Source organism: Sandarakinorhabdus sp. (genome assembly GCF_051860625.1).
Lineage (GTDB): Bacteria > Pseudomonadota > Alphaproteobacteria > Sphingomonadales > Sphingomonadaceae > Sandarakinorhabdus.
On the sequence record NZ_JBHYDQ010000003.1, the window covers coordinates 21582 to 33679 of the forward strand.

The window sequence follows — 12098 nt, forward strand, 5'->3', positions numbered from 1 at the left end:
CCAAGCATGGTTACATTGTGGGTGATGCGTTACTCCGCGTTCCTTGTCTTTTCGCTGCTGCTGGCGGCGTGCAGCGCCCAACCGCCCGGTGGTGAGCTGAAGGTCGCCGTGATCGGCGATGGCCCCCTGGCGGACGAACTGGCAGCCGAAGCAACGGCTGCAACACTGCTGCAACGCGGCGCCAACGGCGAACTTGCCACCGGTCTCGCCACAAGCTGGCGGTTCCTGGACGAAGGCGATGCGCTGATCCTGCGCCTGGCGCCGCTGCGCTGGCCAGCCGCCGATGACAAGCCGGGCGCCGAGCTGGTCGCCAATGATGTCGTCGCCAGCCTGCAGCGGCCGCGCAGCGCCGATGCGCGGGCCGTGCTGGCCGATGCCGGGCTTGCGGGGCGCAACACGGCCCGCGCGCCGATTGCCCGTGTCGTGGAATTGCTGCCGCGCCCGCCGACACCATTCCTGCTCGATTGGTTGGCCGAACCCGCACTCGCCTTGCACGATCGCCGCGGCAACCCCTATCCCGGCGCCTATGCCGAAACCCGTGCGGACGGCGCCATCAGCCTGGAACGGCGCGGCAGCGCGGTGCGCAGCGATGCGCAGGCCGCCAGCATCATCATCGACCGGCCTGATGCTGCCGACGCCGTGCGCCGCTTTGCCAGCGGTGATGTGCATGTCGTGCTGGGCGAAGGGCTGGCCGGGCTGGCCACGGTGCGCGCCGGCGCATCGGGCCGGGCCTTGCTGCTGGAGCCGGTGCATGGCGTGATCGGGCTGGCCTTTGCCAGCACCGCCGTGACCCGCAGCAAGGGCGCGACGGGCACGCTGGCCGATCCGCGCCTGCGCCAGGCGCTGCTGCTCGCCGCCGATGGCCAGGCCTTGGCCAATCGCTTTGCGTTGTCGGCACTGCAACCGCAGAACCGGCTGTGGGATGGCCTGCCGGCGCCAACCGATGATCGTGGCCTGTTGCCCGCCGAGCGCTTGCTGCGCGCCGGCGCCTTGTTGGCCGAAGCCGGCTTTGGCCCCGGCCAGCCGCTGGCGTTGACCCTGCTGGTGCCGCCCGGCGCCGAGCCGGCCTTGCTTGCCAGCGAACTGGCCGATCGCTGGGCGCCGCTGGGCATCACGCTGAAAATGGTGCGCAGCGGCCAGGCCGACAGCAAGGCGGTGCCCCCCCATGATCTGGTGCTGCGCGAAATCGTGGCACGGGTGCCCGATGCGGTGGCGCATCTGGCGCGCTGGCGCTGTGGCCGTATGCAACCCTGCAGTGCCGAAGCCGATCGCCTGCTCGATGAAGCCGGCCGCGCCGGCAATGATCTGGCCACCCGCGCCGCGGCGTTGACCGCTGCCGAAGCCGCGCTGATGGCCGATCCCGCCTTCATCCCGCTGCTGCGCCCGGTGCGCTGGGCGCTGGTGGCCAGCGGGGTCAGCGGTTTCCAGGCCAATCCGCTCGGTCGCCACCCGCTGGGCCGCATGTTGCCGCCCGGCGCAAAGCAGCCTCAGCCTATCTGACAATCATGTGCAGCGCTGGCTGCGTTCAACGCCTCAGCAGCGCTTGGCGGACGCGCGACCGATCTCGCGGCCGGCCAACGCCCCGGCACCAGCGACCAGCGCCGTTTCGCCAAGATTGCCGCCCAGCAACGCAGTGCCAACGCCGGCGATGGCTGCACCGGCGATGGCGCCGCGTGCCTTGGCTTTCTTCTTGGCGCGCCGGCACTGGTCGAGCGTCTGATAGGTCTTGCCATCATATTCATACAGAACCGGGCTGTTGTTGTTGTTGTTCGATTGCGCGAACGCCGGGGTGGCCGCTGGTGCGGCCAGGCCGAACATCGTGGCAATCATCAACGGGCGGAGCATCATCTGGCTGGCCTTTGCGCGCATCGTCATTTGTCCGTCTCCTGCATGGTAACTATTGCCATCATCACGGGTTTGCCTGCTGCCGACAAGCGCAGCAGCGATGGAACTTGTGGATTAAGCCGGTGTTCAACTTGGCCAGCGCAACTTTAACCCATGATGAAGCTCACGCTCCTGCCAGCGTTGCTGGTTTCCGCCCTCATCGGTGCTGCGCCGGCACTGGCCCGCCCCGATCTCATCCCGGCAACCCGCAACGGTGTGCCGGTGCAACTGCGCGCCGAATATGTGCCAGCCAGCCAGTTCGCCGCGCAGCCACCGCAGAACCAGGCCGCGCCGCAGGCGTATGTGCCCGCTGGCAATGGCCAGACCATCGGCGCCGACAACGCGATGATGCCGGCAGATTATGCATACGTTGATGACCCGCCGCCGCATGACAGCGGCTATCAACCGGCGAATTATCCGCAAACCGGCTACCCGCCGCAGGGTTACCCGCAGGCTGGCTATGGGCAGGGCTATCCGCCGCCGGTCACCGTCGTCCACAGCCGCCAGGTCGTGCCGGTCGCCTACCCCGTGCCGGTGGCTTATGCCGTCCCGGTCGGCTGGGGTGGCAATTTCCATCGCGGTCGCGGCTGGAATCGGGGCTGGAACCGCGGCTGGAATCGCGGTTGGAATGGGGGCTGGAATCCGGGTTTCGGCGGCTGGAATGGCGGCTGGGGTGGCGGCTTCAATCGCGGCGGCTTTGGTCGCGGCTATGGTGGCGGCCATTACCGCGGCGGCGGCTGGGGCTGCCGCTCGACGGGCACCGGGGCCCTGGTCGGCAGCGTGGCCGGCGCGGCGCTTGGCTATGGCGTTGCCAATCCATGGAATCGCGGCACTGGCGTCGTCGTCGGTGGCTTGGTGGGCGCGTTGGCGGGCACCGCGGTGGAACGCTCGGGCCGCTGCTGACGCCTATCCGCGCGCGATCACGCGCAGGAAATCCGGTCCCCAACGTTCCAGCTTGCTGGCGCCCACGCCCGGCACCCGCGCCAGATCGCCCAACGTGCGCGGGCGCTGCCGGGCCATCTCGCGCAGCGTCGCGTCGTGGAACACGACATAGGGCGGCACTTCGGCCGCCGCCGCCAATTCGCGCCGGCGCTGGCGCAGCGCATCGAACAGCGCCTGATCGCCCGCCGCCACGTCGTTGCCGCCATCACGGCGGGTGCTGCTGCTGCTGGATCGGCCTTCGCGACGCTGTGGCGGCGCCTGCTTCAACTGGATGGCCACTTCGCCCTTCAGGATCGGCCGCGACGCCGGGCCCAGCGCCAGCCCACCATGCTCGGGATCACGCGTCAGCGCATCCATCGCCTCCAGTTGGCGGGTCAGGCTGCGCCATTGATCGACATGCATATCCTTCCCGATGCCGAACACGCTGGCCTGTTCGTGCCGGAATTTCAGCACCTTCTCCGTCGTCTTGCCGAGCAGCACCTCGGTCAGGTGGCCGATGCCGAAGCGCTGCCCGGTGCGATAGACCGCCGAAAGCAACTTGCGCGCGGCCTCGGTGGCATCCAGCAATTGCGGCGGGTTCAAGCAATTGTCGCAATTCCCGCAGGCTTGCGGCGGCACATCGCCGAAATAGCGCAGCAATTCCCGCCGCCGGCAGCCGCTGGTTTCCAGAAAGGCGATCAGCGCGTTCATCCGCCGTGTCTCGTCGGCCTTGCGCGCCTCGTCGCCATCGCTGCCTGCGATGAAGCCGCGCAACCGCGCCACATCCTCGCCGCCCCAGATCAGTTGTGCCACCGCCGGATCGCCATCGCGCCCGGCGCGGCCGGTTTCCTGATAATAGGCTTCGATCGATTTGGGCATGCCGGCATGCAGCACGAAGCGCACGTCCGGCTTGTCGATGCCCATGCCGAACGCGATCGTCGCCACCATCACCATCGATTCGGACTTCACGAAATCGGCCTGGTGGCGGCTGCGCGTGCCCGGCTCCAGCCCGGCATGATAGGGCCGGGCGTTGATGCCGGCCTCGGTCAGCCATTCGCAGATCTTCTCGGTGGCGGCGCGGGTGGGGGCATAGATGATGCCGGCCTGGTCGCGGTGCCGGCCCAGAAAGTCCAGTATCTGCCGCTTGAGATTGTCGCGCCCGGCCACATCGTACCGGATATTGGGCCGATCAAAGCCCGACAGCACCACCCGGTCATCGCCGATGCCCAGTTGCCGCGCGATATCCACCCGCGTCTCGCGGTCGGCCGTTGCGGTCAACGCGATGCGCGGCACGCCGGGCAGGGCATCGCAAAACGGCCGCAGCCGGCGATATTCGGGCCGGAAATCATGCCCCCATTGCGACACGCAATGCGCTTCATCGATGGCGATCAACGCGATTTCGGTCCGCTGCGCGAGCACGCCAAAGCCTTCGCTGAGCGCGCGTTCGGGTGAGACATAGAGCAGATCAAGCTCGCCATCGCGCATCGCCCGCCACACCGTCTCGCCATCGGCCGCCTGGCTGTTCAGCGTGGCGGCACGCACGCCGACGGCTTTCAGGGCGCGCACCTGATCTTCCATCAGGGCGATCAACGGCGATATCACCAGCGCGGTGCCGGGCCGGATCAGCGCGGGGACCTGATAGCATAAAGATTTGCCGGCGCCGGTCGGCATGATCGCCACCACGTCGCGCCCGGCGATGACATCGTCGATGATGGAGAGTTGCGGCCCGCGAAATTCGGAATGGCCGAATACGCGATGCAGCACGTCATGAGGGGTCATGCAGGCTGGATAGCCGGGGCATTGCTGCGTTGCTATGGGCTTGTGGATGCGCCGGCAACAAACTGCGATTTTGGAATGGCTGCTGCTGGCGGCACTGCTGCTGGCCGGCGCCTGGGTGCTGTGGATCCAGCTGCGGCCACCGCGCGGGCTGGGCCCGCAGATTGCCGCCCATGCGGTTGCGATCACCGCCACGCCGCTGCCCGGCACCGGCACCCGCATATCCGGCGCGCGGCTGGCCGGTGCACTGGCGCTTGCCAGCGATGATCCCGGCTTCGGCGGCCTGTCCGGGCTGGCGGCGCTGCCCGATGGTCGGCTGCTGGCGGTCAGCGATGCCGGGCAATGGCTGCTGATGCGCCCGGTGGTGCAAGGCGGTGCGCTGGTCGGCGTGACCGATGCCGAAATGGGCGGGCTGCCGGCCCCGCCGGGCGGCGAGAAGTACGACATGGACTCCGAAGCCGTGCAGGTTTCGCCGGACGGCCGCACGTGGGTCAGCTTTGAACAGCAGCACCGGATCCTCATCTATGATGGCGTGCCACCGCGCCGGCCGGTGGCGGCCCGCTGGCACACGCCGGCGATGCGCTGGGCGCCCAACGGCGGCGGCGAAGCGCTGGCGCTGCTGCCCGATGGCGCCCTGCTGTGGCTGCCGGAACATGCGCAAGCTGGGGTGCATCGCGGCGTGTTCACCGATGCTGCCGGGCAAACCAGCAGCATCACGGTGGCCGGGCTGCCGGGCTTTGCCATTACCGATGCCGTCGCGCTGGATGGCGCGCGCGTGCTGCTGCTGCACCGCCGCTTCACCGGCGTGGAGACGGCGGCCGCACTCAGCCTGATCGATGTGGCGGCTTTGCCGTCCGGCAGCGCAACCGCCCGGCCGCTGCTGCGCTGGGATCGCAATTCGGCCTGGCCGATCGACAATATGGAAGGCGCCGCGTTGGTTCGAGAAGCCGGCCGGCCGGTGCTCTATGTCGTGTCGGACGACAATTTTTCCCGAGCGCAGCGGACATTGCTGCTGCGGCTGGAACTGCCGGCGGGGATGAAAAACTGACAAAAAAGCGGCCGGAGGATGCCCCCGGCCGCCCTATTCATCCGGAAACCAGCGCTTACGCAGCAGCAAGCGCTTACGCGGCGACAGCCGCAGTAGCCTGCTTCTTGATTTCCTTCTTCAGCTTGGCAGCCCGCGGCGACAGCAGATCGTCGCTGGTCTTCAGCAGCCAATTGTCCAGCCCGCCGACATGCTCAACGGAACGCAGGCCGTTCATCGACACGCGCAGGCGCACGCTGCGGCCCAGCGCATCGGAGATCAGCGTCACATTCTGCAGATTGGGCAGAAAAGTGCGCTTGGTCTTGTTATTGGCGTGGGACACGTTGTTGCCGACCTGGCGGCCCTTGGCGGTCAATTCGCAAACGCGCGACATGGTGGATAGTCCTTGAGAAAAACGAATCTGCCGGGAGCAGCCCCGCCGGAATCGGCACGACCACAACAGGGGGCGGCGCATAACCCAGCCATGCCGTGCCGTCAACCACGGCAGAAGGGCTGGACGGGCTGCGCGGCCCGGTGCAGAACAGGCTTATGCCCTATTTTGCCATCCATTGTATCGACAAAGCGGACTCGGCAGAGCTGCGCGCCGCCACTCGCCCGGCGCACCTGGCGCACATCGATCAGTTCAAGGATCAGGTGCTGGTGGCCGGGCCGCTGCTGCGCCCCGATGGCCGCACGATGGGGTCGTTGCTGATCATGGAATTCGATGATCGCGATACGGCCATCGCCTTTGCCAATGCCGATCCCTATCACCAGGCCGGCCTGTTCGAGAGCCGGTCGGTAACGAACTGGCACAAAGTTCTGCCGTAAGGCGGGCGTGCAGATAGCGCAGCTATTTGCCGACTCCGCCACGGCCGGCCGGCGACCAAAAAGGGCGGCTCTCCAGCCGCACTTTTCGTGAGTCGTCCGACGGCGTGGCTCTGCCACGCTCTTCCTGTCTTCCTTCCGACAACTCACACGGACTCGGCGGCTGTGCCGCCGGCCGTGCGAAACGAGGGCCAATCCCACCCCCAACCCCTCTCGCAAGCGGGAGGCGAGCAGTCTAAAACGACAACCCCTGCCGCTTCGCCGCGCTCAGCAATTCCGCGCGGATATTCACCCCCGGCGTCGCCAGCCATGCCAGCATCGATTCGGCCAGCGGCTCCAGCGTCGCGGCGCGCACCATGGCCTTGATCGGCCCGATCCCGGCCGGCGTGATCGACAATTGCTCCACACCGATCGCCATCAGCGCCAGCGCCTCCAGCGGCCGCCCGCCCATTTCGCCGCATACCGTCACCGGCACATCATGTTCGGCCGCCGCACACACCACCCGGCGGATCACCCGCAGGATGGCCGGGGACAACCAGTCATAGCGATCCGCCAGCCGCGGATTGGCGCGGTCGGCAGCAAACAGGAATTGCGTCAGGTCGTTGGTGCCGATCGACACGAAATCCACCATTGGCAACAACACATCCAGTTGCTCGATCAGCGCCGGCACCTCGATCATCGCGCCATATTCAACCCCGGTCGGCACTGGCCGTCCTGATGCCGCCAGCCGTTCACGCTGCGCCTCCACCAGCGCGCGGGCTTCGGCGAATTCCCAGGGTTCCGACACCATCGGGAACATCACGCTCAGCGTGCGGCCGGCGGCGGCCTCCAGCAGCGCGCGCGCCTGCACCTTCATCAGCCCGGTGCGGCCCAGCGCCAGCCGCAGCGCGCGCCAGCCCATCGCCGGATTCTCATCTTCCACGTCGCCGGCCAGATAGGGCACGGCCTTGTCGCCGCCGATATCGACGGTGCGGAACACCACCGGCTTGTCCCCGGCGGCGTCGAGCACGCCCTGGTACAGCGCCTGCTGGCGTTCGCGGCGCGGCAACGTGGCCGATACCAGGAACTGGAATTCGGTGCGGAACAGCCCGATGCCATCGGCGCCGGCCAGCGGGATCGACGCCGCATCATCCAGCAGCCCGGCATTCATGTAGAGCGCGATGTGGCGGCCATCCCGGGAAATCGCCGGCAGATCGCGCACCTTGGCCCATTGTTCGGCCTGCCGCGCCTTCAGCACCCGCATCGCCTGATAGGATTTGATCGTCGCCGCCGTCGGCCGCACCAGCAGCGCACCATTGCCGGCATCGACGATCAACTCATCGCCATCATTCACCTGGGAAAACAACTGCTCGACCCGGCCGAGCACCGGCACGCCCATGGCCCGCGCCACGATGATCACGTGTGCGGTCAGGCTGCCTTCTTCCAGCACCACGCCCTTCAGGTGGCGCTTATCATATTCCAGCAGTTCCGCCGGCCCCAGATTGCGGGCGATCAATATCGCATCGGCCTGCAAGCCCAGTTGCGCCGCCGTGCCCAACTGGCCGGAAAGAATGCGCAGCAGCCGGTTGGACAGATCATCGAGATCGGTCAGCCGTTCACGCAAATAGGGATCATCGATGCTGCGCATGCGCAGCCGGTTGCGCGATTGCACCCGCTCCACCGCGGCCTCTGCGGTCAGACCGGTCTCGATCGCCTCGTTGATCCGCCGCGACCAGCCTTCGTCATAGGCGAACATCTTGTAGGTCTCGAGGATCTCATGATGATCGGTGCCGGCCAGAAATTCCGATTGGCCCATCATCGAATCGATCTGCTCGCGCATCCGCCGAAACGCATCGACCAGCCGCGTGCGCTCCAGATCGACATCATCGGACACCGTGTGTTCCACCACCACGCGCGGCTGGTGAAACACCGCCAGCCCACGTCCCAGGCCATCGACCAGCTTCAGCCCGTTCATCCGCATCGGGCCCGAATTTGCCGCACGCATCCGCATCGCCTGCGCATCATCCACCAGCGCGGCACCGTGGATGAGTTCGGACAGCACCATGGCCACCGTCTGCAGGCCCTCGATCTCGATCTCTTCATAGGCGCGCGGTTCGCGGTGCTGCACCGCCAGCACGCCGATGGCCGCCTCGCGCCGCACGATCGGCACGCCGCAGAAACTGTGGAAATCATCTTCGCCGGTTTCCGGGCGATAGACGAAATCCGGGTGCGCCTTGGCTTCGGCCAGGCTCAAGGGTTCGCGCCGGGCCGCGATATTGCCGACCAGCCCCTGGCCCATCGACAATTTCGTCACATGCACGGCGGTCTGCGCCAGCCCGAAGGTGGCATAAAGCTCCAGCACGCCGTCACGCAGCAGATAGATCGACGCCACCTCGCTGCCCAGTTCGTCGGCAACGATCTTCACCACCTGATTCAGCTTGGCCTGCGCCGCCGCCTTGCCGGCCATCACATCGTGAAGGCGACGCAGGATGATGCGGGCGGCGCTGGCGGGCGGCATCAGGCGGCAGCCTCACGTACAAAGCGGCGGCTGAGCGCAGCCTCGGCCTCAACGGTCAATTCAGCGATGATCTCGGCCACCGGCTGCACTTTCGTCACCATGCCCACCGATTGCCCGGCCATCAGGCTGCCGCCTTCCACGTCGCCTTCCACCACCGCGCGGCGCAGCGCCCCGGCCCAATAATGCTCGATCGCCAACTGCCCGGCGGCCAGGTCCATCTCGCCGCGATCCACGGCTTCGGCAACTTCGCGCTGGCGGGTGTTGAACGCCTCGCTGCCGGCATTTTTCAGGGCGCGCACCGGGATCACCGGCAGGCGCGGATCGATCTGCACGCTCGACAGCGCATCGCGGGCACTGGCCCGCACGAACGCCGCCTTGAACTTGTCGTGCGCCACGCTTTCGGTCGACGCTGCAAAGCGCGTGCCCAGTTGCACGCCCGACGCGCCCATATCCAGATAGGCCGCCATGGCATTGCCGCGCCCGATGCCGCCGGCGACAAACACCGGCACATCGGTGATCACCGGCAGGATTTCCTGCGCCAGCACGGTCAGGCTGACCGGCCCGATATGGCCGCCGGCTTCCGACCCCTCGATCACGATGGCATCCACGCCCGACCGCACCAATTTCTTCGCCAGCGCCGCCGTCGGTGCAAAGCACATCAATTTGGCGCCAAAACCCTTGATCGCCGCAATCGCCGCGCCAGACGGCAATCCGCCGGCCAGCACGACATGCGATACGCCCTGCCGCGCACAGACCTGGATCAATTCATCCAGCATCGGATGCAGCGTGATCAGGTTCACCCCGAACGGCAGTTGAGTCAGCGCGCGCGTCGCGGCAATCTCCGCCTCCAGCAGCGCCGGCGGCATCGACCCACAGGCGATCACGCCAAAACCGCCGGCATTGGAAATCGCCGACACCAGATGGCGCTCGGAAACCCAGGTCATCGCGCCGGCCATGATGGCATGGCGCGTGCCCAGAAATGCCCGGCCGCGCGCCGATGCGGCATCAAGATGCGGGGTGCTGCTCATGCGTCTGCTCCTGCGCCTGTCACATCGTCCGCCGCCGGCCCATCCAGGCCATAGGCGGTGTGCAGCACCCGCACCGCCAACTCCACATAATCCTGCGGGATCAGCACGCTCACCTTGATTTCCGATGTGGTGATGGCCTGGATGTTGATGCCGCGGCTGGCCAGCGCGCGGAACATGGTGGCGGCCACCCCGGCGTGGCTTTTCATGCCGACACCCACCACCGAAATCTTGGCGACATCATCATCCGACAGCAGCGCTTCGAACCCGATGGTATCGCGCGCCTTTTCCAGCACATCCAGCGACGCCGGCAATTGCGCACGCGGCACCGTGAAGGTCACGTCGGTGATGCCTTCGCCCTTGGCGATATTCTGCACGATCATGTCGACATTGATGTTGGCATCCGCCAGCGGGCCAAAGATGCCGGCGACCACACCCGGCACATCGGGCACGCGCACCAGCGTCACCTTGGCCTCATTGCGATCGGCGACCACGCCCACGACAATCATGCGTTCCATCTGTTCATCCTCATCCACCACCAGCGTGCCGGGTGCGTCGGAAAAGCTCGACAACACCTGCACAACGATCTTTTCCTTCATGGCCAGTTCCACCGACCGGGTCTGCAGCACCTTGGCGCCCACGCTGGCCAGCTCCAGCATCTCTTCATAGGTGATGCGATGCAGCTTGCGGGCGCGCGGCACAATGCGCGGATCGGTGGTGTAGACGCCATCGACATCGGTATAGATGTCACAGCGGTCGGCCTTCAGCGCGGCCGCCAGCGCCACCGCCGACGTGTCCGATCCGCCGCGGCCCAGGGTCGTCACCCGATCTTCGTCGGTGATGCCCTGGAATCCCGGCATCACCGCCACCGCGCCCTGCGCCATGCTGTGCAGGATCGCCTCGGTGCCGATCTCCTCGATGCGGGCCGCGCTGTGTGCTGCGGTGGTGCGCACCGGCAATTGCCAGCCCAGCCAACTGCGCGCCGGCACGCCGGCCGATTGCAGCGTGATCGCCAGCAGGCCGGCGGTGATCTGTTCGCCAGCGGCCACCACCACATCATATTCGGCCGGATCAGCCAGCGGGCTGGCCTCCCGGCAGAATCCCACCAGCCGGTCGGTCTCACCCGCCATTGCAGAGACCACCACGGCCACTTCGTTGCCGGCATCAACCTCGCGTTTCACCCGGGCGGCGACATTGCGAATCCGCTCTGTCCCCGCCATCGACGTCCCGCCAAATTTCATCACGATCCGGGCCATGGCCGGCAGCTTCCTTCATGTCCTGCGCCAATATTCGCCTTGCCTGATAGGAATGAAGGGGGGCATTGGCAAGGAAGCCCCCGCTTTCCCGAGGCAAAGAAATGTCCACAGCGCACGCCGCTGGCGCCGCCAGCATCAACCCGGACGAAGCTGCCTTTTTCGGCGCACTCGCTGGCGATTGGTGGAATCCGCGCGGCGCGTCGGCCATGCTGCACCGCATAACGCCGGTGCGCGTGGCGCATATCCGCGCAGCCGCGGTGGCGCATTTCGGCCTGGATGCCAAAAGCCGCCGGCCGCTGGCGGGCCTGGCCGCGCTCGATGTCGGCTGCGGCGCCGGCCTGATGGCTGAACCGCTGGCGCGCATGGGCGCGGCGGTGACCGGCATCGACGCCGCGCCGGAGAATATCGACGCGGCCAGGGCCCATGCCGACGCTGGCGGGCTGGCCATCGCCTATCACTGCATCGCGGTGGAGGATCTGGCCGACAGCGGCGAACAATTTGATCTGATCACCTGCCTTGAAGTCGTCGAGCATGTCGCCGGGTGCGATGCCTTCTTCGCCGCCATCGCCCGCCTGCTGAAACCCGGCGGGCTGGCGATGTTTTCCACGCCCAACCGCACAGCCGCAAGCTGGGCCGTGGTGATCGCCGGCGCCGAATATGTCATCCGCGCCATCCCGAAGGGCGCCCACGACTGGCAGCGATTCTTCACGCCGGATGAGCTTTCAGAAGCCCTGCGCCACGCCGGCCTGACCCCAGCCGAACCCGCCGGCCTGTCCTGGCGGCCGGGCAAGGGCTTCCGCGTCGGCAGCGATGTGTCGGTGAATTATTTCATGGCGGCGGCGAAGGGCTGAGCCGCGGGCTTGCAGCATTGCCTTCAAACGATCGATGAA

General features: G+C 67.0%; 11 protein-coding genes. 5 read left to right on the forward strand and 6 right to left on the reverse strand.

Features of this window, described 5'->3' with window-relative positions:
• Positions 1-6: 6 nt before the first annotated feature.
• Positions 7-1500, forward strand: a complete 1494-nt coding sequence (locus tag ACTIEZ_RS04125; RefSeq protein WP_439545391.1) for an ABC transporter substrate-binding protein — start codon at positions 7-9, stop codon at positions 1498-1500.
• Between the two features lie 33 nt (positions 1501-1533).
• On the opposite strand, the gene ACTIEZ_RS04130 is transcribed toward ACTIEZ_RS04125, so the two are convergent.
• Positions 1534-1875 (reverse strand): hypothetical protein, encoded by a 342-nt coding sequence (locus ACTIEZ_RS04130; protein ID WP_439545392.1) that lies wholly within the window; start codon positions 1873-1875, stop codon positions 1534-1536.
• Between the two features lie 123 nt (positions 1876-1998).
• Here ACTIEZ_RS04130 and ACTIEZ_RS04135 point away from each other — a divergent pair, with 123 nt between their 5' ends.
• Positions 1999-2787: a glycine zipper domain-containing protein gene (locus ACTIEZ_RS04135; RefSeq protein ID WP_439545393.1), complete on the forward strand. Its 789-nt coding sequence runs from the start codon at positions 1999-2001 to the stop codon at positions 2785-2787.
• Between the two features lie 3 nt (positions 2788-2790).
• On the opposite strand, the gene recQ is transcribed toward ACTIEZ_RS04135, so the two are convergent.
• On the reverse strand, positions 2791-4584 hold the full coding sequence (gene recQ, locus ACTIEZ_RS04140) for a DNA helicase RecQ (protein WP_439545394.1): 1794 nt from the start codon (positions 4582-4584) through the stop codon (positions 2791-2793).
• Positions 4585-4630: 46 nt separating this feature from the next.
• On the opposite strand from recQ, the gene ACTIEZ_RS04145 reads away from it, so the two are divergent.
• Entirely contained in the window at positions 4631-5629 is a 999-nt protein-coding gene (locus ACTIEZ_RS04145) for an esterase-like activity of phytase family protein (protein ID WP_439545395.1), read from the forward strand.
• Between the two features lie 73 nt (positions 5630-5702).
• Here ACTIEZ_RS04145 and rpmB read toward each other — a convergent pair whose 3' ends face one another.
• Positions 5703-5999, reverse strand: coding sequence for a 50S ribosomal protein L28 (gene rpmB, locus ACTIEZ_RS04150; protein WP_439545396.1), 297 nt, complete (start codon positions 5997-5999; stop codon positions 5703-5705).
• A 155-nt stretch (positions 6000-6154) separates the two neighbouring features.
• On the opposite strand from rpmB, the gene ACTIEZ_RS04155 reads away from it, so the two are divergent.
• The gene (locus ACTIEZ_RS04155; protein ID WP_439545397.1) at positions 6155-6433 is read left to right on the forward strand and encodes a YciI family protein; all 279 of its coding nucleotides are present in this window, start codon (positions 6155-6157) and stop codon (positions 6431-6433) included.
• Between the two features lie 232 nt (positions 6434-6665).
• Here the strand turns inward: ACTIEZ_RS04155 and ptsP are convergent, their stop codons facing one another.
• From ptsP to ACTIEZ_RS04170, 3 genes are read right to left on the reverse strand one after another with little or no spacing between them, the layout of a single operon-like run.
• Positions 6666-8927, reverse strand: coding sequence for a phosphoenolpyruvate--protein phosphotransferase (ptsP, locus tag ACTIEZ_RS04160; RefSeq protein WP_439545398.1), 2262 nt, complete (start codon positions 8925-8927; stop codon positions 6666-6668).
• Positions 8927-9955 carry an NAD(P)H-dependent flavin oxidoreductase gene (locus tag ACTIEZ_RS04165; protein WP_439545399.1) on the reverse strand — a complete coding sequence of 343 codons (1029 nt, stop codon included), beginning with the start codon at positions 9953-9955 and terminating at the stop codon, positions 8927-8929. Before ACTIEZ_RS04165 ends, ptsP begins: the two co-directional genes overlap by 1 nt.
• On the reverse strand, positions 9952-11208 hold the full coding sequence (locus ACTIEZ_RS04170; RefSeq protein ID WP_439545400.1) for an aspartate kinase: 1257 nt from the start codon (positions 11206-11208) through the stop codon (positions 9952-9954). Before ACTIEZ_RS04170 ends, ACTIEZ_RS04165 begins: the two co-directional genes overlap by 4 nt.
• 101 nt (positions 11209-11309) lie before the next feature.
• On the opposite strand from ACTIEZ_RS04170, the gene ubiG reads away from it, so the two are divergent.
• The gene (gene ubiG / locus ACTIEZ_RS04175) at positions 11310-12059 is read left to right on the forward strand and encodes a bifunctional 2-polyprenyl-6-hydroxyphenol methylase/3-demethylubiquinol 3-O-methyltransferase UbiG (protein WP_439545401.1); all 750 of its coding nucleotides are present in this window, start codon (positions 11310-11312) and stop codon (positions 12057-12059) included.
• The last annotated feature ends 39 nt before the right edge of the window (positions 12060-12098 follow it).